This window comes from Variovorax endophyticus (assembly GCF_025376855.1).
In the GTDB taxonomy this organism is placed as follows: domain Bacteria; phylum Pseudomonadota; class Gammaproteobacteria; order Burkholderiales; family Burkholderiaceae_C; genus Variovorax.
The window spans coordinates 30,105-52,390 of the sequence record NZ_JAHUTH010000032.1 but is presented as its reverse complement, the minus strand read 5'-3'; the positions used below and the strand labels follow the sequence as shown (position 1 = coordinate 52,390).

Here is a 22,286-nt window from a genome sequence, read left to right as displayed (position 1 = left end):
GCCGGCCGATGGAGGCGGCGCTGCATTCACTCGCTCGTGAAGATGCTTCCCAGCCGGTCCATGCGCTCGAGGGCGATGCCGCAGCCGCGCACCACGCAGGTCAGCGGGTCCTCGGCGACCAGCACCGGCAGGCCGGTTTCCTCGGCCAGCAGGCGGTCGAGGTCGCGCAGCAGCGCGCCGCCGCCGGTGAGCATCATGCCGCGCTCGGCGATGTCGGCGCCGAGTTCGGGCGGGGTCTGCTCGAGCGCGTTCTTGACGGCCGAGACGATGTTGTTGAGCGGGTCGGTCAGGGCTTCCAGCACTTCGTTGCTGCTGATCGTGAAGCTGCGCGGCACGCCCTCGGAGAGGTTGCGGCCCTTGACTTCCATTTCCTTGACCTCGGAGCCCGGGAAGGCCGAGCCGATGCTCTTCTTGATGACCTCGGCCGTGGGCTCGCCGATCAGCATGCCGTAGTTGCGGCGGATGTAGTTGATGATGGCCTCGTCGAAGCGGTCGCCGCCGACGCGCACCGAGCCCTTGTAGACCATGCCGCCGAGGCTGATGACGCCCACCTCGGTGGTGCCGCCGCCGATGTCGACCACCATCGAGCCCGAGGCTTCGCTGACGGGCAGGCCGGCGCCGATGGCCGCGGCCATGGGTTCCTCGATCAGGTAGACCGAGGTCGCGCCCGCGGCCTCGGCCGCGTCCTTGATGGCGCGGCGCTCGACCTGGGTGGAACCGCAGGGCACGCAGATGATGATGCGCGGGCTCGGCGTGAGCAGCGTGCGCGGGTGCACCATCTTGATGAACTGCTTGATCATCTGCTCGGTGATCACGAAGTCGGCGATCACGCCGTCCTTCATCGGGCGGATGGCTTCGATGTTGCCCGGCACCTTGCCGAGCATGGCCTTGGCCTCGCGGCCGACGGCCTGGATCACCTTCTTGCCATGCGGGCCGCCTTCGTGGCGGATGGCGACGACCGAGGGTTCGTCCAGCACGATGCCCTTGTTGCGGGCGAAGATGAGCGTGTTGGCGGTGCCGAGGTCGATCGCGAGGTCGGTGGAGAAATACCGACGGAAAGCTCCAAACATGTGCGGAATCCTCTGGAGCACGGGCTGCGCATCGGCAGAACGTCGCTCACTCTATGGGTGTTTTGGGGGTGCTGGAAGGGTGAATTTGATCGTTTTTGCAGCAAAAGCCGGCGCGTTCGCGGGGGTTGCGGCAAAGGCGGGATAATACCCGAATCCCCTCTGAATCCCGTGTTGGCGGCCCTTGCGGCGCGCTATTTACCTCCGGTTTTTCGGCCGGTTCCACCATGTCCCTTTCCGCTTCCGATATCGCCCGCATCGCCTCCCTGGCGCGGCTGCAGCTCGCCCCCGACGAAAGCGAGCGCATGCTCAGCCAGCTCAACGGCTTCTTCGACGTGGTCGAGCGCATGCGCTCGGTCGACACCACCGGCGTCGAGCCCCTGGCCCACCCCGTGGCCGCCATCGAGGACATCGTCCTGCGCCTGCGCGAGGACGTCGTGAGCGAGCCCGACAACCGCGAAGCCAACCAGCGCAGCGCCCCCGCCGTCGAAGCCGGCCTGTTCCTCGTGCCCAAGGTGATCGAATGAGCGGCGCCAAGGACCTGCACCAACTCGGGGTGGCCGCGCTGGCGAAGGCGCTGGCCGGGCGCGAAGTCTCGGCCGTCGAGGCCGCGCAGCACTTTCTCGGCCGCATGAAGGCCCACCAGGCGCTCGGCAGCTTCGTCGAAGTGAACGAGGACGCCACGCTGGCCCAGGCCCGCGCGGCCGACGCGTCGCTCGCGGCCGGCAACGCTCCGGCGCTGGCCGGCGTGCCGATCGCGCACAAGGACATCTTCGTCACCACCGATTTCGCCACCACCGCGGGCTCGAAGATGCTCGCGGGCTACCGCTCGCCCTTCGACGCCACCGTGGTGCGCCGCCTCGCCGAGGCCGGCACCGTCACGCTGGGCAAGCTCAGCTGCGACGAGTTCGCGATGGGCTCGGCCAACGAGAACGTGGCCGTGCCCGCCGTCGGCCACGACCGGGCCGTGCCGGTGCGCAACCCCTGGAACCTCGAGCGCATCCCGGGCGGCTCCTCGGGCGCCAGCGCGGCCGCCGTGGCCGCGCGCCTCGCGCCGGCCGCCACCGGCACCGACACCGGCGGCTCGATCCGCCAGCCGGCCTCGTTCTGCGGCGTGACCGGCATCAAGCCTACCTACGGCCGCGCCTCGCGCTACGGCATGGTGGCCTTCGCCTCCAGCCTCGACCAGGCCGGCCCGATGGCCCGCTCGGCCGAGGACTGCGCGCTGCTGCTGTCGGCCTTCTGCGGCCCCGACCTCGACCGCGACTCGACCTCGCTCGACCGCCCGGCCGAGAACTTCGGCCGCGCGCTGAACGATTCGCTCGAGGGCCTGCGCATCGGCGTGCCGAAGGAGTTCTTCGGCGAGGGCGTGGCGCCCGGCGTGCGCGCCGCCATCGATGCAGCGCTGTTGCAGTACGAGAAGCTCGGCGCCAAGCGCGTCGAGGTCTCGCTGCCGCGCACCGAGCTGTCGATTCCCGTCTACTACATCATTGCCGCGGCCGAGGCCTCGAGCAACCTGAGCCGCTTCGACGGCGTGAAGTTCGGCCACCGCGCCAAGGACTTCTTAGACTCGGCCAGCAAGAAGACCGCGCTCACGCAGATGTACGAGCGCACGCGCGCCGAAGGCTTCGGCGACGAGGTCAAGCGCCGCATCATGATCGGCACCTACGTGCTCTCGCACGGCTACTACGACGCCTACTACCTGCAGGCGCAGAAGGTGCGCCGCATGATCGCCGACGACTTCCAGCAGGCCTTCGCGCAGTGCGACGTGATCGCCGGCCCGGCCGCGCCGACCACCGCCTGGAAGATCGGCGAGCACGGCGACGATCCCGTGGCCGACTACCTGGCCGACATCTTCACCTTGCCGGCCTCGCTGGCCGGCCTGCCCGGCATGAGCCTGCCGGTGGGCTTCGACGGCGGCATGCCCGTGGGCCTGCAGCTGATCGGCAACTACTTCGGCGAAGCGAAGCTGCTCAACGCGGCGCACCGCTTCCAGCAGGCCACCGACTGGCACGCGCGCACGCCGGAGGGCTTCTGACATGAGCGAGACAGTGAACACCTTCGAAGCACAGCAACAGGGCCGCCCGACCGGCCCGCTGGTGCGCGGCTATGAAGTCATCATCGGCTTCGAGACCCACGCCCAGCTCTCGACCGCGAGCAAGATCTTCAGCCGCGCCTCCACGGCCTTCGGCGCCGAGCCCAACACGCAGGCCTGCGCGGTCGATCTCGCGCTGCCCGGCACGCTGCCCGTGATGAACAAGGGCGCCGTCGAACGCGCGATCCGGCTCGGCCTCGCGCTCGGTTCGCACATCGCGCCGCGCAGCGTGTTCGCGCGCAAGAACTACTTCTATCCCGACCTGCCCAAGGGCTACCAGATCAGCCAGTTCGAGATCCCCGTGGTGCAGGGCGGCTCGGTGAGCTTCTTCGTCGGCGAGGAACAGAAGACCGTGCGCCTGGTGCGCGCCCACCTCGAGGAGGACGCGGGCAAGTCGCTGCACGAGGACTTCGTGGGCCAGAGCGGCATCGACCTGAACCGCGCCGGCACGCCGCTGCTCGAGATCGTGACCGAGCCCGACATGCGCTCCACCGCCGAGGCCGTGGCCTATGCGAAGGAGCTGCACAAGATCGTGACCTGGATCGGCATCTGCGACGGCAACATGCAGGAAGGCAGCTTCCGCTGCGACGCCAACGTCTCGGTGCGCCGCCCCGGCGAGAAGCTCGGCACGCGCCGCGAGATCAAGAACCTGAACAGCTTCAAGTTCATGCAGCAGGCGATCGACTACGAGATCAGCTGGCAGATCGACACGCTCGAGGACGGCGGCAAGATCGAGCAGGCCACCGTGCTGTTCAATCCCGACACCGGCGAGACGCGCGCGATGCGCGCCAAGGAAGACTCGTCCGACTACCGCTACTTCCCCGACCCCGACCTGCCGCCGCTGGTGATCGCCGCCGACTGGATCGAGCGCGTGAAGGCCGAGATGCCCGAGCTGCCGCGCGTGATGGCCGAGCGCTATGTGCGCGACCACGGCCTCTCGGAATACGACGCCGCGCAGCTCACGCAGGGCCCCGCGCTCGCGCGCTACTTCGACGACGCGGTGAAGGCCGGCGCCACGCCGAAGCTCGCGAGCAACTGGATCACCGGCGAGATCGCACGCCGCCTCAATGCCCAGGAGATCGGCATCGAGGCCGCGCCGGTCAGCGCCGCGCAGCTCGGCCAGCTCGTGAAGCGCATCGCCGACGGCACCCTGCCGAACAATGCCGCGCGCCAGGTCTTCGAGGCACTGTGGACCGGCGAAGGCAGCGACGTCGACGCGATCATCGAGGCCAAGGACCTGAAGCCGATGAACGACGCCGGCGCGCTCGACGCGATCCTCGACGAGGTGATCGCGAAGAACGCCAAGAACGTCGAGGAGTACCGCGGCGGCAAGGAGAAGGCGCTCAACGGCCTCGTGGGCCAGGTCATGAAGGCCAGCGGCGGCAAGGCCAACCCCGCGCAGGTCACGGAACTGCTGAAGGCCAAGCTGGCCTGAGCCCGGGCTTCGCCCCGGCACGACGGTGAAGCGGGCCCCGCGCGGGCCGCTTCACCGTTTTTTCTTTGGGGGGATGCCGGTCAGCGCGCGGTGGTCGCGGTATCGCCCGACCACAGCTGCTTGAGCCGCACGCGCTCCTCGTCGAAGCGCGCGTTGACGCGCTTCTTCTCGTCTTCCTGCTCGCCGATGAAGCGGTTCTGCACCGCCACGCTCTTGGCGTTGTCGTCGAGCCGGCGCCGCAGCACGCCGGGCGCCTTGCTCGCGTCGCCCTTGTAGAACTCGAGCTCCTCGTCGATCTTCTTGCGGTCGTCGGCCAGCTCGGACAGCCGCTTGCGCGCCGCCTGGATCACCGCGTCGACCTGCACCAGCGCCTCGCCGCGCTCGCGCTCGTGCGCGGCGGCGTTCGGGTAGCGGATCAGCAGCGCGCGCTCGCGCCGGCGCTCGTCGGCGATGCGCGCGGCCTGCACCGCGGCCTCGCGCGCGCGGTCCTCGCGCTCGGCCTGCTCGCGCGCCGTGTAGGTGGGCTCGAGCCGGCGCCGCGTCATGCCGCTCGGGCTCAGTTCGCGCTGCTCGCGGTCGCTGCACTCGGCGATCGGCCGGTCGGCCGTCAGCGTGCGGCCCTTGGCATCGACGCACGAATAGATGCCCGCGGCGCCGGGCACGGGCGCGCCCTTCTGCGCCTGGGCCAGCGCCAGCGTGCAGCCGGCGGCGAGCACCACGGCCAGCGCGGCACGGGCGTTTCCGATGGCGCGGAATCGGCTGTGGCCGGCGTGGTGCGGCGGGCGGTGCATCGGGGGTTTCCTTCAGAGCGCGCCGTAGCGCGTGCGGTAGGCGAGCACGCGCTCGCGGTGGGTGCCGAGGTCGGCGGCCGCGTCGCCCGAGAGGTAGCTCAGCAGGTCGTCGAGGGTGGCGATCGCCACCACCTGCAGGCCGAGCTGGTTGCGCACGTACTGCACCGCGCTGTGGTCCACGTCGACGCCGTTCTCGGTCGCCTTCTCCTGCCGGTCGAGCGCGATCGCCACCGCGTGCGGCACCGCGCCCGCGGCCTGGATCGCGGCGATCGATTCGCGCACCGCGGTGCCCGCGGACATCACGTCGTCGACGATCAGCACCCGGCCCTTGAGCGGCGCGCCGACCAGGTTGCCGCCCTCGCCGTGCGCCTTGGCTTCCTTGCGGTTGTAGGCGAAGGGCACGTTGCGGCCGCGCCGCGCGAGCTCGGCCGCCACCGTGGCGCCCAGCGGGATGCCCTTGTAGGCCGGGCCGAAGATCATGTCGAACTCGAGCCCGCTCTCGATCAGGCGGTCTGCATAGAATCCCGCGAGCCGCGCGATCTTGGCGCCGTCGTCGAAGAGGCCCGAATTGAAGAAATAAGGACTCATGCGGCCGGCCTTGGTCTTGAACTCGCCGAAGCGCAACACGCCCGCGTCGAGCGCGAACTGGACGAAGTCCTGCGCCACCGCACTGCTTTTCTCACCATCTACAGCCATCGGAATTCCTTGTGTTCAAACTGACCAGTCTCAATCTCAATGGCCTGCGTTCGGCCGCCACCAAGGGCGTTGCCGACTGGGTGGCCGAATTGGCGCCGGATTGTATTTGCATGCAGGAGATCCGGGTCCAGGCCAGCGACATCGAAGGCCGCTTCGAGGAGATGGCCGGCCTCAAGGGCCACTTCCATTTTGCCGAGAAGAAGGGCTATGCGGGCACCGCGATCTACACGAAGCACGTGCCCAGCGAGGTGGTGGTGGGCTGGGGCGACGCCGAATTCGACGCCGAGGGCCGCTACCTCGAGCTGCGCTTCGACACGCCGAAGCGCAAGTTCTCGGTCATCAGCTGCTATTTCCCGAGCGGCAGCTCGGGCGAGGAGCGCCAGCAGGCCAAGTTCCGCTTCCTCAAGGGCTTCTTCCCGCACCTGGTGGCGCTGAAGAAGCAGCGCGAGTTCGTGCTGTGCGGCGACATCAACATCGCCCACAAGGAGATCGACCTCAAGAACTGGCGCGGCAACCAGAAGAACAGCGGCTTCCTGCCCGAGGAACGCGCCTGGATGACGAAGCTGCTCGACGCCGGCGCCGAGGGCGCGGGGCTGGTCGACGTCTACCGCATGCTCAAGCCCGACACCACCGGCGAGGCCTACACCTGGTGGAGCAACCGCGGCCAGGCCTATGCCAACAACGTGGGATGGCGGCTCGACTACCACCTCGCCACGCCCAAGACCGCCGCGCTCGCGCGCACCGAGCAGATCTTCAAGACCATCAAGTTCAGCGACCACGCGCCGATCACGCTGGAGTACGACTTCACGCTCTAGGAAATCGGGAACGGGCAGCCGAACGCAGAGGGCGCGAAGGTTACGCAGAGGTCGCAGAAGGAACAGCCAAATTTTCTTGGACCCTTCTGCGACCTCTGCGCGCTTTGGTCTTCCTTCTGCGTTCGGCTGTCCGATTTCAGCCGCAGCAGCGCCCGATCCGCCCCTCGCGGTACAGCGGCCCCAGGTCCTCCGCCAGCGCCCCCAGCGTGCGGCGCCATTGCGCATGCGAGGGGTCGGCCGCCAGCGCCGCGCGCATGCGCGCCAGCAGCTCGGCGCGCAGCGCGGGCTCGTCGATGCCCAGCACCCGTCCGGCATCGACCGCCAGCCGCCCGCCGACCAGCACCTGCGCCACGTGACGGCCGCTGGCGCGGGCCAGCACCAGCTCGAGCGGGTCGATGTCGTCGAACAGCGCGTCATCGTCGAGCGCCTCGAGGTCCAGCAGCACCAGGTCGGCCGGGGCGCCGGTCGCGATGCGGCCGCCCGACACCAGCGCGCCGCCCACGCTGCGCGGGCCGTGGCCGGCCGCGAAGGACCAGAGCTGGGCCGGGGTCATCGCGCGCTCGTAGCCCCAGCCGCGGTGCAGCGCGTAGGCCAGGCGCATCTCGCGCAGGGCGTCGTCGTCCTCGTCGAAGGCCATGCCGTCCAGCCCCATGGCCACGCGGCAGCCCTGGCGCAGCATCTCGGCCAGCGGCGCGATGCCCGACTGCAGGCCGAGGTTCGAACTGGTGTTGACGGCGATGGTGGCGCCGCGCTCGGCGATCAGCGCGAGTTCGTCGGGCCGCGCCCAGGTGCAGTGGGCGAGCGTGAGGCGCGGGCTCAGCAGGCCCATCGCATCGAGAAAACGCACGATGCCGCCCGGATGATGGGCATCGGCCCAGTCGCGCTGGTAGCGCGTCTCGAGCAGGTGCATGTGGACCGGCCGGCCGGTATCGGCCGAGGCGCGCGCGATGGCCTCGAGCAGCGGCGTGCCGCACCACTGGACCGCGGTCGGGCCGTACTGCACGGTGACGTGCGCGCCCAGGCCCTCCTCCTCGACCATGCGCGCCACCGCGTCGACCAGCGCGAGCTGCCGCGCGGGCTCGACCGGCTGCACCACGAGGCGCCGCGCGACCGCGTCGCGGATGCCGGGGCGCAGCAGCGCCAGCACGGCGGCATCGTCGTCGTAGGCGATGCCATGGCGGTCGCGCATCGCGACCGCGAAGCCGATGCGCACGCCGACGTCGCGCGCGGCCCGCGCCACCGCGCGCGCCTCGTCGACGTAGTCCATGCCGCCCTGCACGCGCGTGTAGTGGACCATCAGGTTCGTCACGCCATGGCGCAGCGAACGCGCGAACGAGGTGGCGGCGCAGAGGTAGGGGTCCATGCCCGGCACCGTACCCAGGAAGGGCAGCCAGCTCTCGAGCGGCTGGCCGAAGGCGCCGAGCGTGGCGCTGCGGAAGGTGCGTGCATGGTCGTGCGCGTTGGCCAGCGCCGGCAGCGCGAGCAGGCGCGGCGCGGGGCCGGTGGCATCGCGCGGCGCGATCGCGCCGAAGCGCTCGCCCTCGAGCGCGATGCGCATGCCGGCCTGCGCGGGCCGCAGGCCCGGCTCGGCCAGCAGCCAGGCGCAGTCGATGGCGTCGGAATGCGGAGCGAGGCTCATGCCAGGCCTCAGCTCGCCACCACCCGGCGCGCGGCCGCGGGCGGCAGGAAGCGCCGGTCGAACACCTCGCCGGGCGCGGGCGCGCGCGACAGCTCGAAGGCGGTGCGCAGCTGCGCGATGGCGCGGCCCATGCGCGCATCGTCGATATCGCCGATGCCGGCCTGCGCGACCGCGGGCGTCAGCATCACGGTGCGCAGCGTGTAGAGCAGGCGCCGCTTCTCGAGCGCGGCATCGAGCAGCGGCTCGCGCTTGGCGAGCGCGGCGATGGCCGCGTCGGGATCGGCGATGGTGTCGAGCACCGCGCGGTGGATCGCACGCACCAGCCCGGCCACGGCCTCGGGCCTGTCGCGCAGCAGCGCGCGCGACACCATCACGCCGTTGCCGTAGAGGTCCACGCCATGGTCGGCGTAGTGGAACCAGCGGATGTCGCGGTCGGGGTCGACGCCCTGCGCCACCAGGTTCATGTAGCTGGTGACCGAGAACACGGCCGAGCCGTCGACATGGTCCTTGAGCAGCATCTGCTCCTGCAGGTTGGGCGCCATGCCGGTCCACTGCACCTTGGCCGGGTCGATGCCCACGCGCGCCGCGATCACCGGGAACATGCGCGCCGCGGCACCGCCGGCCGGGCTGCCGAGCGTGCGGCCCTCGAGGTCCTTGAGCGTCTTGATGGGCCCGCCCGCCTTCACGATCAGCGCGAAGGGCGCGCGGTCGTAGAGCATGTAGACCATCACCGGCGCGTCGGCCGGCCGCGTGGCGGCGTTCTGCACGATGGCGTTCATGTCGCCGAAGGCCGCCTGGTAGGCGCCGTTCATCACCTTGGTGACGGCGGCCGCCGAGCCGTCGCCCTGGTCGATGCTCACGGCCAGCTTCTCGGCCGCGAAATAGCCGCGGTCCTGCGCGAGGTAGTACCAGGCATGGATGCCCTGCAGCTTCCAGTCGAGCACGAACTTGATCGGCGTGGGCGCCTGCGCGAAGGCACGCGGCGCGCCGAGCGCGGCCGCCAGCGCGGGCAGGGCCGCGAGCGCGCCGCGGCGCGAGAGGGTTTGCAGCATGGAAGCTCCTTGGTCTTGCGTGAAGTTCAGGCGGCCTCGAAGCGCACGTCCTGCGCGCCCTCCCACAGCACCCGCCGGCCGAGTTCGCGCAACTGCTCGCGCCCCTCGACGATGCTCAGGAAATGGTTGCCCGCGAGCTGGCCCATGCGGCTCGAGAAGCTGCAGGCGCCATAGGCCAGGATGATCTCGGTCTCGCTGTAGCCGCCGGGATAGAACAGGATGTCGCCCACCGACGGATGGCTGGTGTGGTTCTCGAAGCCCACGCCGAGCTGGAAGTCGCCCAGCGGCACCCAGCAGCCCTCGCCGCTCCAGCGCACGTGGATCAGCTTCTGCCGGTAGGGCAGGAGCTTCGAGAACGCGGCCACGGTGAGCGGCGCGTCGGGATGGGTCTGGGCCACGAAGCGCAGGCCGCCCGCGGTGATGAGGATGCGCATGGAATTCATTGGAGGTCGTCCCTGGTTCAGGCCATGGCCATGTCGGTCTTGCGCTGGGCCCAGCCCGTCATGCGCCGTTCGACGAGGGCCGACACCGCATAGAGCAGCACGCCCATCGCCGCGAGCAGGAACAGGCCCGCGAACACCATCGGCACGTCGAAGTTGCCGCTGGCGATCATCATCACGGTGCCGATGCCCTTGTTGGCCGCCACGGTCTCGCTGAGCACCGTGCCCACGAAGGCCAGCGTGATCGCGATCTTGAGCGAGGCGAACAGGTAGGGCAGCGTGCGCGGCAGGCCCACGTTCCAGAGGATGTCGCGCTTGCGCGCGCCGAGCACGCGCAGCACGTCCTCGAGCTCGGGCTCGGTGCTCGCGAGGCCGGTGGCCACGTTGACCACCACCGGGAAGATGCTGATCACCATCGAGGTCAGGATCGCGGGCACGGTGCCGGCCCCGAACCACACCACGAACAGCGGCACCACCGCCACCTTCGGAATGCTCGAGAAGCCCACCAGCAGCGGATAGGTCACGTCGTAGGCCAGCTTCGAGGAGCCGATGGCCACGCCGATCAGCACGCCCGCGGCCACGCCGAGCACGAAGCCCGCGAGCGTGGTGTAGAGCGTCTGCACGGTGTGCGGCCACAAGAGCGGCATCTTCTCGAGCAGCACGTGGGCGATCTGGCTCGGCCGCGGCAGCACCAGGTCGGAGATGCCGCCGGCCAGGCAGGCCAGCTCCCACAGCACGAAGAAGCCGAGCAGCGCGCCGGTCGACAGCAGGCGCTGGCGCAGCACGGGGGAGATCGCGCTCATGCCGCCACCTCCGCCACCAGCGGCTCGGCCGCCGCACCTTCGGGCACCGCGTCGCCGCCGCGGCGCGCCTGCGCGATGCGCATGCGCAGCTGCTGCACCAGCGCCGCGAAATCGGGCGCGTAGCTGCTCTCGAGCGTGCGCGGCCGCGCGAAGCCGACCTCGCGCGTCTCGAGGATGCGGCCCGGCCGCGCGCTCATCACGCAGATGCGGTTGGCCAGGTAGGCCGACTCGCGCAGGTCGTGCGTCACCAGCAGCACCGTGGGCCGGCGCGCGATCCACAGCGACTGCATGATGTCCCACAGCTCCTCGCGCGTGAACTGGTCGAGCGCGCCGAAGGGCTCGTCGAGCAGCAGCAGCTCGGGCTCGTGCACCAGCGCGCGGCACAGCGAGGCGCGCTGCAGCATGCCGCCCGAGAGCTGCCAGGGCCGCTTGTCGCCGAAGCCCTTCAAGCCGACCTGGGCCAGCAGCGCGTCGGCGCGCTCGGCGTACTCGCCGCGCTTCTTGCGCCGGTAGTCCTGACGGAACGGCTCGACGATCTTCAGCGGAATCATCACGTTCTCGCGGATCGTGAGCCAGGGCAGCATGGTCGGGTTCTGGAACGCGAGGCCGATGCGCAGCCGCGGCGCGGCCGAGGCATGGCTGCCCGCGGGCGTGCGCACGCCCACGGCGCCCACCTCGCGCCCGCCCGCGATCACCGCGCCGGCGCTGGGCCGCAGCAGCCCGGCCACCAGCTTGAGGATCGTCGACTTGCCGCAGCCGCTGGGGCCGACCAGCGCGACGAAGTCGCCCTTGTCGATGCCCAGCGTGGTGTGGTCCAGCGCGATGGTGCCGCCGCCGTAGCGCAGCATCACGTCCGACAGTTGGATGAAGGCTCGTTCCATGGTCGCTTTCAGGAAGAAGGAGAGGACGCGTGCGCGTCCTCGACGCGCACGATCGCGGCCACCGGACCGCCACCCGCGGGCCCCTGGTGCTCCGCGCCGCCCGAGACATAGAGCGCGGTGTGGCCAGCCAGCGAGGCCAGCACGCCGCCGACCACCGCGCGCGCATGGCGCGTGGCATGGATGTCGGAGTCGTTGAGCATGGTGTGGCGCTCGCCGCGCACGCGGCCGTCGGGGCTGGCCTCGGCCTTGGCGAGCAGGTTCACGAGCCGGCGCGAGACGGCCTGCGCATCGCGCTCGGCATCGAGGCCGAAGGCATCGCGCAGCAGCGCGCGCACGCTGTGGCCGTCGATCGCGTCGCGCATCACGCCGTGGGCGATGCGCAGCGCCGAGGCGCTGGCGCGCGCCTCGCCGAGCACGATGACCACGTTGCCCTCGAGCTCGATGCCGGCCGAGGCCGAGGCGCGCGCCGAGTAGGCGCTCCAGTCGGCCATCACGCTGGCGTCGCCGATATCGGCGCGCGCCACCTCGCCGAGCGCCACCGCCACGCCGAGCGCCGAGGCGCCGCGCGAGTAGCCCATCGACTCGTAGCTGTCGTGCGTGACCGGCGCGGCACCGCGCGCGAGCGCGGCCGCCACCTTGGCCGAGGTCAAGAGCGGGCACTTGACCTGCACGAAGTGCACGTCGTGCGTGCTGTCGATGCCCGCGTCGCGCATCGCCGCGGCCACGGCCTCGGCGGTGGCGTCGATCTGCGCGGCGCGGCCCATCTCCTCGGGCAGGAAGTCGCGCGTGTGCGCCACGCCGACCACCAGCCGCTTCTCGCCATGCGTGGGCACGGCCTCGTCGCGCCAGCGCCGCGCGAACACGGTGAAGTGCGGCGAGAGCACGCCCTCGGTGCCGCCCGACATCACGAGCGCCACCTGGCGGTGCACGGCCTCGGGCGTGCAGCCGAGCGCGCCCGCGAGCAGCTGGCACCAGGCCGCGGAGGCGTACTCGCGCGTGAAGTCGTTGACGCAGCCGTTGCCCTCGGTCTTGCCCATCACCGCGACGATCTCGGACGGCACGAGCTCGCCCGCCTCGATCAATGCTTGCGCGCCGCGCAGGTCGCCGGGCCCGCTGCACGGGATGCGCCAGACGCGCACTTCCTGGATGCGAGTACCGCTCATGCCGCGTTCCAGTCGATCTCGCCCACCGGCACCGCATTCACGGGCACGCCCGGCGGCGTCTCGAGGATCGCGCTGCTGTAGTGCTCGGTGTTGCGCGGCCTGGCCACCGGCATGCGCTGCACGCCCTTCACCGAGCGGCCCCAGCCCGCGGCCTCGGCCACCAGCCGGCCGTCGCGCATCACGAAGCGCCCGCGCAGCAGGGTGTGCAGCGGATAGCCGCGCACCGCGCGCCCGTTCCACGGCGAGATCTTGCTGATGCTCTGCAGCTTGTTCTGCGACAGCACGCCGGCACGGTTCATGTCGACGAAGGCGATGTCGGCATGCGCGCCCGGCGCGATCACGCCCTTGGTGCCGTACAGGCCCCAGGCCTTGGCCGGGTTGACCGAACTCCAGCGCACGTAGTCCATCAGCGAGGCGCGGCCGCGGTTGACCTCGGTCAGCATCAGCGGCATCTGCGTCTCCACGCCCGGGAAGCCGCAGTCGCAGTCCCAGATGCTCTCGCGCGTCTTCTCCTCGGGCGCGTGCGGCGCATGGTCGGTGGCGATCATGTCGAGCGTGCCGTCGAGCAGCGCGTCCCACAGCGGCTGGTTGTGGCGCGGCTCGCGGATCGGCGGGTTCAGCCGCATCACACCGCCGAGCGTGCGCATGTGGTCGGTGTTGAGCAGCAGGTACTGCGGGCAGGTCTCGGCCGTCACGTCGACGCCGCGCGCGCGCGCCGCGCGCAGCAGGTAGAGCGAGTCGGCCGCGCTGTGGTGCGCGATGTGCACGCGCGCACCGGTCCATTCGGCCAGGGTGAGTACACGGCCGATGGCCTCGATCTCGGCCACCGCGGGCCGCGCCGCCAGGTGCGCCATCGCGTCGATGCGACCGGCCGCCTGCATCTTCTTCTGGCGCCGGAACAGGATCGAGGAGTTCTCGGCATGCACCACGGTGCGGATGCCCAGCGGCGCGAGCTTCTCGAAGCCCTCGAGCAGCGCGCCGTCGGTGGGCGCAGGCAGGTTGCCGAAGGTGTTGCCGACGAAGGCCTTGAAGCTGGTCACGCCGGCCTCGAGCAGCTCCTCGAGCCGCTCGACGGTGTCGTCGCCGAGCAGGCCGTGGATGCCGAAGTCCACGTACGAGGACTCGGCCGCCTTCTGCTTGAGGCGCAGCGCCTCGACCGTGCCGGTCGGCGGGTTGGTGTTGGGCATCTCGAACACGGTGGTCACGCCGCCGAGCGCCGCGGCCGCCGAGCCGGTCTTCCAGGTCTCCTTGTTCGGATAGCCGGGATCGCGGAAATGCACGTGGCTGTCGATGGCGCCCGGCAGCAGGTGCAGGCCGTCGGCGCGCATCTCCTCGCGCGCGCTCGGCATGGTGTCGTCGTGGCCGACGGCCACGATGCGCTCGCCGGCGATCGCGACGGCGGCTTCGAAGATGCGGTCCGGCGACACCACCTGGGCGCCGCGGATGACGAGGTCGACTTCCTTCATGGTTCGTTCCTCCGCGTTCAGAGCATGGCCCAGCCGCCATCGACCGGCAGGTCGACGCCGGTGATCTGGCGCGAGACCTCGCTGGCCATGAACAGGCAGGCGTTGGCCACGTCGGCGTCGGTGGAGACGCGGCGCAGCGCGTAGTCGGCCGCATGGCGCGTCATCGCCTCCTCGAGCGTGATGCCCAGCTTCTCGGCCATGTTGGCGCACACCTTCTCGCGAAAGCGCGGCCCGTCGACCATGCCCGGCGCGACGCAGTTGACGTTGATGCCGTGCGGGCCGGCCTCGAGCGCGAAGCTCTTGGTGATGCCGCGCAGTCCCCACTTCGAGGCCGAGTAGGCGAGCCGGCCGGCGCGCCCGCGCATGCCGAAGGTGCCGCCGACGTTGACCACCTTGCCGCTCTTGCGCTCGATCATCGAGGGCAGCACCGCGTGCATGGTGTTGAAGCAGCCCGTCATGTTGAGCTGCACGATCTCGTCGAACTCCTCGCTCGTGGTCTCCCAGCCGGTCTTGCCGATCGGGCCCGAGCCGCCGGCCACGTTGACCAGGATGTCGATGCGGCCGAAGGCCTCGAGCGCATGCGCGGCCAGCGCCTCGGTCTGGGCGCTCTGCGTGAGGTCGCAGGGCACCACGATGGCGGCCACGCCGAGCGCGCGCGCCTCGGCGGCCACGGGCTCGATGGCGGCGGTATCGCGGCCGGCCAGCACCAGCTTCGCGCCTTCGCGCGCGAAGGCCAGCGTCACGGCGCGGCCCATGCCCTTGGCGGGGCCGGTGATGAGCGCCACCTTGTCCTTGAGTTGCAGGTCCATGTTCGTGTCTTTCTCTGTTCGTTCGTCGTTGTGGTGGGGGTTCAGGGCTGGCGGTCCAGGCTCGAGGGCCGCTCGGCGCGCGCGGGCAGGAAGCCGCGGTCGAAGACCTCGGCCACCGTGGGCTTGCGCGGCAGCTTGTTGGCATCGGCCACGATCTCGATCGCGCGCTGCATGCGCGCCTCGTCGATGTCGCCCAGGCCGATGCGCGCGATCTCGGGATGGCTCATGTCGTTGCGCAGGGTGGCGAGCAGCTTCTCCTTCTCGACCTCGCGCTTGAGCAGCGGCTCGCGCTTCATCACCGCGGCCACGCCGGCATCGGGATCGGCGATCACGTCCTTGATCGCACGGTTGAGCGCCTTCACGAAGCCCTGCACCGCCTTCGGGTTGTCCTTCACGAAGGCGCGCGAGAAGAACACGGCGTTCGAATAGAGGTCCATGCCGTGGTCGCCGTAGCGGATGAAGCGCAGGTCCTTCGCGGGATCGAGGCCCATGGCCTTGGCGCTGAAGCTCACGGTGGTGACATAGCCGAAGGCAGCGTCGATCTGGCCGCGGCTCAACATCTGCTCGCGCAGGTTGGGCGCCATGTTGGTGATGTTGACCTTGGCGGCGTCGACGTTGGCGATCTTCGCGAAGGCCGGGAACAGCTTGAGCGCGCCGTCGTTGGCCGGGCCGCCGATGGTCTTGCCCTCGAGGTCCTTGGGCGTGCGGATCGGGCTGTCCTGCTTCACCACCAGCGTGAAGGGCGGCGTGTTGTAGAGCATGTAGACCGCCACCGGCGCATCGGCCGGGCGCTTGGAGGCCAGGTCGATCAGCGCGTTGACGTCGCCGAAGCCGGCCTGGTAGGCGCCCGCGGCCACCTTCGGGATCGAGGCGGCCGAGCCCTCCCCCTGGTCGATCTCGACGTCGAGGCCCTCGGCCTTGAAGTAGCCCTTGTCCTGCGCGGTGAAGAACCAGGCCTGCGCGCCTTCGTACTTCCAGTTGAGGACCATCTTGACCGAGGTCTGGGCGGCGGCGCCGGTGGCGGCCAGCGCGAGCGCGCAGGCCGAGAGCAGCGCGGGCATGGGGCGGCGGAAGAGGGACATGTCAGGACTCCTGGTGGGGCGGGGTGGATGCGGTGCGGCGCGAACGCTTCGGCAGCGAGGCCATGAGCGCTTCGGCCGTGGCGACGAAGCCGTGCAGCTGCTGCACGATGAAATGGATGCCGCGCGTGACGTAGGCCGGCGACGGCGTGTTGCAGGCGTCCTTCAAGAGCACGCAGTCGTAGCCGAGGAAGGCCGCGTCCTGCAGCGTGGAGAACACGCAGCGGTCGGTGTTGATGCCCGCGAAGAGCAAGGTGGTGATGCCCTGCTGGCGCAGCAGGCTGTCGAACTCGTTGTCCCAGAAGCCGCTCAGGCGATGCTTGTGCACGGTGATGTCGGAGGCGGCGACCTCGAGCTCGTCGATCACGCGCGCGCCCCATTCGCCGCGCACCAGCGAGGGGCCGTGGTCGATCGGCGAACGCTCGGCATAGCCCACGCCGTCGGCGCTGCGCTTGCCCTTGAAGTGGATGGTCGGGCTGAGGTTGAGCGCATCGGCGCGGATGCCCCAGTTGAGCCACACCACCGCGCCGCCGGCCGCGCGCCAGGCGGGCAACAGGCGCGCGATGACGGGAATGGGCTTGCGCGCGGCCTTGGTGCCCAGGCCCTTCTGCGCGAACCAGCCTTCGGGGTGGCAGAAGTCGTTCTGCATGTCGACCACCACGAGCGCGCTGCGCGCGAGGTCGAAGCGCACCGGCTGCGGCTGCGCATCGATGCGCACCGGAACGGGCCGCCTTGGTGCGCGCACCAGGCTCACGCCCTGCGCGTCGAGCGTCCAGGCGTTGTGCGCGGCGGGGCCGAAGCGTGCCGGCTGTGCGTCTTTGGTGCGTGGGGGCGGCGATGGGCGTTTCATGCCCGATCACTACGCAGTCACCGTGCCAGAAGGTGCTCCGAATCCATACCGTTTCGCGGACCCTGCGTTGCCGTAACGGCAACGCACCTCCTGTGCCGCCATTGGCCCGGATCGTGCAACCGGTCGCGGCCACATCCCTTCAGCCAACGATCCGCCATGAACCACCTGCGCTTCCTGCGCTATGCCGACGAGGTCGCCCGCGCGGGCTCGATCCGCCAGGCCGCCGAACGGCTGCATGTCGCGCCCTCGGCCGTGAACCGCCGCATCCAGGACATCGAGGAGGAGCTCGGCACGCCGATCTTCGAGCGGCTGCCGCGCGGCATGCGGCTGACCACCGCGGGCGAGCTGTTCATGCGCTACGTGCGCGGGCGCGCGGCCGACCTCGAGCGCGTGCGCTCCGAGATCGAGGAGCTCAAGGGGCTGCGCCGCGGCACGGTGCGGGTGGTGGCGAGCCAGGCGCTGGCGCCGCGCTTCCTGCCCGCGGCGATCCACGACTTCCGCCAGAGCCATCCGCTGGTGGCCTTCGAGGTGCGCATCGGCGACCACGTGCAGGCGGCCGAGGCGCTGCGCAGCTTCGGCACCGACCTCGCGCTGGTGTTCAACCTCGCGCCCGAGAGCGACATCGAGCGCCTGACCTCGGTCGAGCAGCGGCTGATGGCGCTGATGCATGCGCGCCATCCGCTGGCCATCGCCACCGGCACGGCCACCGGCGTGCGGCTGCGCGACTGCGCCGAGTACCCGGTGGTGCTGCCCAACCGCGACACCGGCGGGCGCCAGCTGATCGAGCGCTTCCTCGCGCGCAGCTCGATACGCATCGACGCGATGGTGGAGAGCAACAGCTTCGAGTTCCTGCGCGGCTGCGTCTACGACCGCCGCTCGATCTCGTTCCAGATGGCGATCGGCGCGCTGCCCGACGACCGCGAGGTGGTGGTGCGCGAGATCGAGGACCGCGGCTTTCCGCGCGGCGAGCTGGTGCTCGCGAACCTGCGCGGGCGGCAACTGCCGGTGATCGCCTATGCGTTCGCGGAGTTCCTGGGGAAGCGGCTGGCGGCGCTCGACTGACTCAGTGCGAGAGCGCCGGCAGCGCCTTCATCAGCGTCTCGCTGAACGCCCGCAGCGCCTCGGTCTCGTGCGCGCCGCGCTTGGTCACGCGGAAGAAGTCCATGCCCACGCGCGGCTTCACGAGCACGTCGGTCCGCACGCGGTGGCGGCGGCAGGCCGCGAGCGCGAAGGTGGGCATCACGGCGGTGCCGAAGCCGGCCTCGACCATCGAGATCAGCGTGCCGAAGAAGTTGAAGGCGGGCCGCTGCGCGTCGGCCAGGCCCATCTCGCCGAGCTGGCGGTCGATCACCTTCTGGATCGGGTTTCCGGGCGGCAGGCCGATCAGCGCGGCGCCGCGCAGCGCCGACCAGGGCGCGCTGCCGACCGGCTCGCCGACGGCCGCGGCCTGCGTCACGCGCATCAGCTCGAAGCGGCCCACGGGCGTGCGATCGAGGCCGGGCGCGGCCCTGAAGAAGAAGCCCAGGCCGAGGTCGGCATCGCCCGCCTCCACCATCGCCTCGACGTCGCGCAGGTCGGCATCGAACAGCCGCAGCGCGACCTGCGGGTGCGCCTCGCGAAAGCTCGCGAAGACCCAGGGCAGCAGGTGCGACGACACCAGCGGCGTGGCCGCGATGCGCAGGGTCTGGCGCGCCGCGTCGCCCTCGGCGCCGAGCTCGGCCGCCACGTCGTCGAGGTCGGTCAGCAGCCGCTCGACCACCGGCAGCAGCCGCCGGCCGGCCGGCGTGAGGCTCACCATGCGCGTGGTGCGGTCGAACAGGCGGCAGCCGAGCTGCTTCTCCATCTCGCGGATCAGGATGCTCAGGCCGGCCTGGGTGATGTGCGCCTGCTCGGCCGCGCGCGTGAAGTTGCCGATGCGCGCCACCTGCAGGAAGGCGCGCATCTGGCGCGTGCTCAAGTTCATAAGAATTCATGATAAATCCATATCACATCTAAATTTCTCCTATGGCTCGTTTCAGGTCCCAATACGACCCCCATGAGCACCGCATCCAACGAAGTCATCATCCTGGGCGCCGGCATCGGCGGCCTGACCCTCGCGCTGAGCCTGCATCAGGCCGGCATCGCCTGCCGCGTCTACGAGGCCGTGCCCGAGCTGCGCCCGCTGGGCGTGGGCATCAACCTGCTGCCGCACGCGGTGCGCGAGCTGTCCGAGCTGGGCCTGCTCGAGGCGCTCGACCGGGTCGGCGTGCGCACGCAGGAGGCGGTGTTCTTCACCGAGCACGGCCAGCTGGTGTTCCGCGAGCCCGCGGGCCGGCATGCGGGCTACGACTGGCCGCAGTACTCGATCCACCGCGGCGACCTGCAGACCGTGCTGCTCGAGGAGACGCTGAAGCGCCTCGGCCCAGACAGCGTGCGCTGCGGCCACCGCTGCACCGGCGTCGAGCAGGACGACGCGGGCGTGACGGTGCATTTCGCCGACGGCCGCGCGCCGGTGCGCGGCGCAGTGGCGATCGGCTGCGACGGCATCCACTCGGCGCTGCGCAAGCAGCTCTATCCCAACGAAGGCGCGCCGCGCTACTCGGGCATCAACATGTGGCGCGGCACGGCCGCGTGGCAGCCGTTCCTCACGGGCGGCAGCATGGTGCGCGCGGGCTGGCTCACGGTCGGCAAGATGGTGATCTACCCGATCCGCAACAACATCGACGCGCAGGGCCGCCAGCTCGTGAACTGGGTGGCCGAGATCCACGCACCGCAGCCCGCGATGCGCGACTGGAGCCGCGCCGGCCGGCTCGAGGACTTCCTGCCCGCCTTCGCCGACTGGCACTTCGACTGGCTCGACGTGCCGGCGCTGATCCAGGCTTCCGACACCATCCTCGAGTACCCGATGGTCGACCAGGACCCGCTGCCGCGCTGGACCCACGGCCGCCTCACGCTCCTGGGCGACGCCGCGCACCCGATGGTGCCGCGCGGCTCCAACGGCGCGGGCCAGGCGATCATCGACGCGCGTTTTCTCGCGGGCGCGATGAAGCGCGAGGGTGTCGGCCAGGCCGCGCTCGAGAGCTACGACCGGGTGCGCGTGAAGGCCACCACCGAGGTGGTGCTGACCAACCGCAGCAATCCGCCCGACACCATCCTGCGCGAGGTGTTCGAGCGCTCGGGCGGCAAGCGCTTCGACAGGCTCGACGAGATCGTGACGCAGCAGGAGCTGCAGGCGATCTCGGACCACTACAAGCGCGTGGCCGGCTACGACCCGGCCGCGCTCAAGCAGCGCGCCCCGTACCTTTGACCCCATCCCCCCAAGAACATGCACCCGGAGACACCATGCGCCTTCTGACCAAGACCCTCGCCACCCTGCTCGCCGCCGCCAGCGCCATGGCCGCCCATGCCTGGCCCGACCAGGCCGTGACGCTGGTCGTGCCCTACACGCCCGGCACCGGCATCGACCTGATCGCACGCCAGCTCTCGGCACGGCTGCCCGCGGCGCTGGGCCAGCCGGTGGTGGTGGAGAACGTGGCCGGCGCCAGCGGCAACATCGGCAGCGAGAAGGTGGCGCGCGCCAAGCCCGACGGCTACACGCTGATGGTGCAGGTCAACACGCTGGTGATGAACAAGAGCCTCTACAAGACGCTGGCCTACGACCCGGTGGCGGACTTCACGCCGGTGACGCTGACCTCCTGGGGCACGCTGCTGCTGGTGACCAACCCGAACACGCAGAAGGCCGGCACGCTCGCGCAGCTCGTGGCCGCGGCCAAGTCGCATCCGGGCCAGCTGACCTACGCCACGCCCGGCGTCGGCACGCCGCACCACCTGTCGATGGCGCTCTTGATGCAGGGCACCGGCACCGAGCTGCTGCACGTGCCCTACAAGGGCACCGCGGGCGCCGTCACCGACCTGCTCGGCGGGCGCATCGACGCGATGTTCCTGCCGGTGCACGTGGCGCTGCAGCACATCCAGGCCGGCAAGCTCAAGGCGCTCGCCACCGGCAGCAGCCACCGCCTGCCGCAACTGCCCGACGTGCCCACCCTGGCCGAGGCCGGCGTGACCGCCGACAACGTCGACATGTGGTACGGCGTGCTCGCGCCCAAGGGCACGCCGGCCGACGTGGTGGCGCGGCTCAACAAGGAGATCGCCGCGGTGCTGAAGTCGCCCGAGGTGGCGAAGTCCTTCGAGGCGCAGGGCATGGTGCCCGCGAGCTCGACGCCGGCGGAGTTCGGCACGCTGATCCAGAAGGATGCGCAGCGCTGGGCGGCGGTGGTGAAGAAGGGGAACATCACGGCGGATTGAGCCGGCGTCTTTCTCCCTCCCCCGCTGGGGGAGGGCCGGGGTGGGGGCATGCGGCGGTGGACAGGGTCGCGGCCTCATCGACCGCCCGGTGCCCCCATCCCGACCTTCCCCCAGCGGGGGAAGGGGCAAATGCCTTCAACGAGGCGCGCGCCCCGCGTGCCGCGCCAGATGCACCTGGTGCAGCGTGATCTTGCGCACCTCGGCCTGGCTGGTCTCGATGTGGGCGCGCAGCAGCATCGCGGCCTGGTCGCCGCGGTTGGCGCGCACGGCCTTGAGAATCTTGGCGTGCTCGTCGTAGGTGGCGTCGATGCGCGGCTGCTGCGTGAAGTCGAGGCGGCGGATGATGCGGATGCGGTCGGTGACGTCGCGATGCACGCGCGCCATCTCGGCATTGCCCGCGGCCGCGACCAGCGAGCAGTGGAAGGCCTCGTCCCAGGCCGCGACCTGCGCCATGTCGGTGCTGCGCTGCGCGGCGGGCACCAGCCAGATGGCTGCGAGCTCGTCGAGCAGGCTGCGGTCGACGCGGCGGTCGGCCTCGCACAGGCGGTGCACGGCCGAGGTCTCGAGGATCATGCGCAGGTCGTAGAGCTGCTCGAACTGCTCGAAGTCGAAGGGCAGCACGCGCCAGCCGCTGCGGAACAGCACCTCGACGAAGCCCTCCTGCTGCAGCCGGAACAGCGCCTGGCGCACCGGCGTGCGCGAGACGCCGAGGCGGTCGCTGATCTCGTTCTCGGTGAAGCGGTCGCCCGGCACGAGGATGAACTCGGCCACGTCGCGCTTGAGCTGCGCATAGACCTCGTCGGCGCGCGTGCGGAACACGACCGCGTCGGCGGCCACCGGCGTGGACGCGGGGGCTGTGGGTTCGGCGGCTTCGGTGCCGTGGCGGGGACGGGCGATGGTCGACACGGGGCGAATGGTAGT

General features: G+C 70.6%; 22 protein-coding genes. 7 read left to right on the top strand and 15 right to left on the bottom strand.

Features of this window, described 5'->3' with window-relative positions; genetic code table 11:
* Positions 1 to 26: 26 nt before the first annotated feature.
* Positions 27 to 1,070 carry a rod shape-determining protein gene (locus tag KV106_RS32170; RefSeq protein ID WP_057591261.1) on the bottom strand — a complete coding sequence of 348 codons (1,044 nt, stop codon included), beginning with the start codon at positions 1,068 to 1,070 and terminating at the stop codon, positions 27 to 29.
* 224 nt (positions 1,071 to 1,294) lie between these two features.
* Between KV106_RS32170 and gatC the strand changes: the two genes are divergently transcribed.
* The 3 genes from gatC to gatB are packed head-to-tail and all read left to right on the top strand — an operon-like array spanning position 1,295 to position 4,597.
* Positions 1,295 to 1,594 (top strand): Asp-tRNA(Asn)/Glu-tRNA(Gln) amidotransferase subunit GatC, encoded by a 300-nt coding sequence (gene gatC / locus KV106_RS32165; protein WP_057591262.1) that lies wholly within the window; start codon positions 1,295 to 1,297, stop codon positions 1,592 to 1,594.
* Positions 1,591 to 3,105 carry an Asp-tRNA(Asn)/Glu-tRNA(Gln) amidotransferase subunit GatA gene (gene gatA / locus KV106_RS32160; protein ID WP_261215357.1) on the top strand — a complete coding sequence of 505 codons (1,515 nt, stop codon included), beginning with the start codon at positions 1,591 to 1,593 and terminating at the stop codon, positions 3,103 to 3,105. The genes gatC and gatA overlap by 4 nt, the downstream gene beginning before the upstream one ends.
* A gap of 1 nt (position 3,106) precedes the next feature.
* The gene (gatB, locus tag KV106_RS32155) at positions 3,107 to 4,597 is read left to right on the top strand and encodes an Asp-tRNA(Asn)/Glu-tRNA(Gln) amidotransferase subunit GatB (protein ID WP_057591264.1); all 1,491 of its coding nucleotides are present in this window, start codon (positions 3,107 to 3,109) and stop codon (positions 4,595 to 4,597) included.
* Positions 4,598 to 4,677: 80 nt separating this feature from the next.
* Here gatB and KV106_RS32150 read toward each other — a convergent pair whose 3' ends face one another.
* Together KV106_RS32150 and pyrE are read right to left on the bottom strand one after the other, a co-directional pair.
* A complete protein-coding gene (locus KV106_RS32150) occupies positions 4,678 to 5,388 on the bottom strand; it encodes a DUF4124 domain-containing protein (protein WP_261215356.1) in 711 nt (236 codons plus the stop codon).
* A 12-nt stretch (positions 5,389 to 5,400) separates the two neighbouring features.
* A complete protein-coding gene (gene pyrE, locus KV106_RS32145) occupies positions 5,401 to 6,084 on the bottom strand; it encodes an orotate phosphoribosyltransferase (protein WP_057591266.1) in 684 nt (227 codons plus the stop codon).
* Positions 6,085 to 6,095: 11 nt separating this feature from the next.
* Between pyrE and KV106_RS32140 the strand changes: the two genes are divergently transcribed.
* The gene (locus tag KV106_RS32140) at positions 6,096 to 6,899 is read left to right on the top strand and encodes an exodeoxyribonuclease III (RefSeq protein ID WP_057591267.1); all 804 of its coding nucleotides are present in this window, start codon (positions 6,096 to 6,098) and stop codon (positions 6,897 to 6,899) included.
* 136 nt (positions 6,900 to 7,035) lie between these two features.
* Here KV106_RS32140 and KV106_RS32135 read toward each other — a convergent pair whose 3' ends face one another.
* Genes KV106_RS32135 through KV106_RS32090 form a run of 10 tightly spaced genes read right to left on the bottom strand, consistent with a single transcriptional unit; the run spans position 7,036 to position 17,081 of the window.
* On the bottom strand, positions 7,036 to 8,538 hold the full coding sequence (locus KV106_RS32135; protein WP_261215338.1) for an amidohydrolase family protein: 1,503 nt from the start codon (positions 8,536 to 8,538) through the stop codon (positions 7,036 to 7,038).
* Between the two features lie 8 nt (positions 8,539 to 8,546).
* The gene (locus tag KV106_RS32130) at positions 8,547 to 9,590 is read right to left on the bottom strand and encodes an ABC transporter substrate-binding protein (protein WP_261215337.1); all 1,044 of its coding nucleotides are present in this window, start codon (positions 9,588 to 9,590) and stop codon (positions 8,547 to 8,549) included.
* A 26-nt stretch (positions 9,591 to 9,616) separates the two neighbouring features.
* Positions 9,617 to 10,024 carry a DUF3830 family protein gene (locus tag KV106_RS32125; protein WP_261215430.1) on the bottom strand — a complete coding sequence of 136 codons (408 nt, stop codon included), beginning with the start codon at positions 10,022 to 10,024 and terminating at the stop codon, positions 9,617 to 9,619.
* 26 nt (positions 10,025 to 10,050) lie between these two features.
* Entirely contained in the window at positions 10,051 to 10,833 is a 783-nt protein-coding gene (locus tag KV106_RS32120) for an ABC transporter permease (RefSeq protein WP_261215336.1), read from the bottom strand.
* A complete protein-coding gene (locus tag KV106_RS32115) occupies positions 10,830 to 11,714 on the bottom strand; it encodes an ABC transporter ATP-binding protein (RefSeq protein WP_208510394.1) in 885 nt (294 codons plus the stop codon). The genes KV106_RS32120 and KV106_RS32115 overlap by 4 nt, the downstream gene beginning before the upstream one ends.
* An 8-nt stretch (positions 11,715 to 11,722) precedes the next feature.
* Positions 11,723 to 12,877, bottom strand: a complete 1,155-nt coding sequence (atzD, locus tag KV106_RS32110; protein ID WP_314733659.1) for a cyanuric acid amidohydrolase — start codon at positions 12,875 to 12,877, stop codon at positions 11,723 to 11,725.
* Positions 12,874 to 14,343 (bottom strand): allantoinase AllB, encoded by a 1,470-nt coding sequence (gene allB, locus KV106_RS32105; protein WP_261215333.1) that lies wholly within the window; start codon positions 14,341 to 14,343, stop codon positions 12,874 to 12,876. The genes atzD and allB overlap by 4 nt, the downstream gene beginning before the upstream one ends.
* A gap of 17 nt (positions 14,344 to 14,360) precedes the next feature.
* Entirely contained in the window at positions 14,361 to 15,152 is a 792-nt protein-coding gene (locus KV106_RS32100; RefSeq protein WP_093344065.1) for an SDR family NAD(P)-dependent oxidoreductase, read from the bottom strand.
* Between the two features lie 41 nt (positions 15,153 to 15,193).
* A complete protein-coding gene (locus KV106_RS32095; RefSeq protein WP_261215331.1) occupies positions 15,194 to 16,234 on the bottom strand; it encodes an ABC transporter substrate-binding protein in 1,041 nt (346 codons plus the stop codon).
* Between the two features lies 1 nt (position 16,235).
* Positions 16,236 to 17,081, bottom strand: coding sequence for a cysteine hydrolase family protein (locus KV106_RS32090; RefSeq protein ID WP_261215329.1), 846 nt, complete (start codon positions 17,079 to 17,081; stop codon positions 16,236 to 16,238).
* A gap of 156 nt (positions 17,082 to 17,237) precedes the next feature.
* Between KV106_RS32090 and KV106_RS32085 the strand changes: the two genes are divergently transcribed.
* Entirely contained in the window at positions 17,238 to 18,143 is a 906-nt protein-coding gene (locus tag KV106_RS32085) for a LysR family transcriptional regulator (RefSeq protein WP_261215328.1), read from the top strand.
* 1 nt (position 18,144) lies between these two features.
* Here KV106_RS32085 and KV106_RS32080 read toward each other — a convergent pair whose 3' ends face one another.
* Positions 18,145 to 19,044, bottom strand: coding sequence for a LysR family transcriptional regulator (locus KV106_RS32080; protein ID WP_261215326.1), 900 nt, complete (start codon positions 19,042 to 19,044; stop codon positions 18,145 to 18,147).
* 72 nt (positions 19,045 to 19,116) lie between these two features.
* Here KV106_RS32080 and KV106_RS32075 point away from each other — a divergent pair, with 72 nt between their 5' ends.
* Together KV106_RS32075 and KV106_RS32070 are read left to right on the top strand one after the other, a co-directional pair.
* Positions 19,117 to 20,367: a flavin-dependent oxidoreductase gene (locus KV106_RS32075; RefSeq protein WP_261215324.1), complete on the top strand. Its 1,251-nt coding sequence runs from the start codon at positions 19,117 to 19,119 to the stop codon at positions 20,365 to 20,367.
* Between the two features lie 35 nt (positions 20,368 to 20,402).
* Entirely contained in the window at positions 20,403 to 21,365 is a 963-nt protein-coding gene (locus tag KV106_RS32070; protein WP_261215322.1) for a tripartite tricarboxylate transporter substrate binding protein, read from the top strand.
* A gap of 135 nt (positions 21,366 to 21,500) precedes the next feature.
* On the opposite strand, the gene KV106_RS32065 is transcribed toward KV106_RS32070, so the two are convergent.
* Positions 21,501 to 22,271, bottom strand: a complete 771-nt coding sequence (locus KV106_RS32065) for a GntR family transcriptional regulator (protein WP_057597946.1) — start codon at positions 22,269 to 22,271, stop codon at positions 21,501 to 21,503.
* Positions 22,272 to 22,286: the final 15 nt, after the last annotated feature.

What these genes read in the sequence shown, in the direction of transcription:
- allB (WP_261215333.1), bottom strand. Translation starts at nt 14,343, where the DNA reads ATGAAGGAAGTCGACCTCGTCATCCGCGGCGCCCAGGTGGTGTCGCCG.
- KV106_RS32070 (WP_261215322.1), top strand. Translation starts at nt 20,403, where the DNA reads ATGCGCCTTCTGACCAAGACCCTCGCCACCCTGCTCGCCGCCGCCAGC.
- KV106_RS32125 (WP_261215430.1), bottom strand. Translation starts at nt 10,024, where the DNA reads ATGCGCATCCTCATCACCGCGGGCGGCCTGCGCTTCGTGGCCCAGACC.
- KV106_RS32115 (WP_208510394.1), bottom strand. Translation starts at nt 11,714, where the DNA reads ATGGAACGAGCCTTCATCCAACTGTCGGACGTGATGCTGCGCTACGGC.
- gatB (WP_057591264.1), top strand. Translation starts at nt 3,107, where the DNA reads ATGAGCGAGACAGTGAACACCTTCGAAGCACAGCAACAGGGCCGCCCG.
- KV106_RS32085 (WP_261215328.1), top strand. Translation starts at nt 17,238, where the DNA reads ATGAACCACCTGCGCTTCCTGCGCTATGCCGACGAGGTCGCCCGCGCG.
- KV106_RS32075 (WP_261215324.1), top strand. Translation starts at nt 19,117, where the DNA reads ATGAGCACCGCATCCAACGAAGTCATCATCCTGGGCGCCGGCATCGGC.
- KV106_RS32100 (WP_093344065.1), bottom strand. Translation starts at nt 15,152, where the DNA reads ATGGACCTGCAACTCAAGGACAAGGTGGCGCTCATCACCGGCCCCGCC.
- KV106_RS32080 (WP_261215326.1), bottom strand. Translation starts at nt 19,044, where the DNA reads ATGAACTTGAGCACGCGCCAGATGCGCGCCTTCCTGCAGGTGGCGCGC.
- KV106_RS32130 (WP_261215337.1), bottom strand. Translation starts at nt 9,590, where the DNA reads ATGCTGCAAACCCTCTCGCGCCGCGGCGCGCTCGCGGCCCTGCCCGCG.
- KV106_RS32135 (WP_261215338.1), bottom strand. Translation starts at nt 8,538, where the DNA reads ATGAGCCTCGCTCCGCATTCCGACGCCATCGACTGCGCCTGGCTGCTG.
- KV106_RS32170 (WP_057591261.1), bottom strand. Translation starts at nt 1,070, where the DNA reads ATGTTTGGAGCTTTCCGTCGGTATTTCTCCACCGACCTCGCGATCGAC.
- gatA (WP_261215357.1), top strand. Translation starts at nt 1,591, where the DNA reads ATGAGCGGCGCCAAGGACCTGCACCAACTCGGGGTGGCCGCGCTGGCG.
- KV106_RS32095 (WP_261215331.1), bottom strand. Translation starts at nt 16,234, where the DNA reads ATGTCCCTCTTCCGCCGCCCCATGCCCGCGCTGCTCTCGGCCTGCGCG.
- atzD (WP_314733659.1), bottom strand. Translation starts at nt 12,877, where the DNA reads ATGAGCGGTACTCGCATCCAGGAAGTGCGCGTCTGGCGCATCCCGTGC.
- KV106_RS32090 (WP_261215329.1), bottom strand. Translation starts at nt 17,081, where the DNA reads ATGAAACGCCCATCGCCGCCCCCACGCACCAAAGACGCACAGCCGGCA.
- KV106_RS32120 (WP_261215336.1), bottom strand. Translation starts at nt 10,833, where the DNA reads ATGAGCGCGATCTCCCCCGTGCTGCGCCAGCGCCTGCTGTCGACCGGC.
- KV106_RS32150 (WP_261215356.1), bottom strand. Translation starts at nt 5,388, where the DNA reads ATGCACCGCCCGCCGCACCACGCCGGCCACAGCCGATTCCGCGCCATC.
- pyrE (WP_057591266.1), bottom strand. Translation starts at nt 6,084, where the DNA reads ATGGCTGTAGATGGTGAGAAAAGCAGTGCGGTGGCGCAGGACTTCGTC.
- gatC (WP_057591262.1), top strand. Translation starts at nt 1,295, where the DNA reads ATGTCCCTTTCCGCTTCCGATATCGCCCGCATCGCCTCCCTGGCGCGG.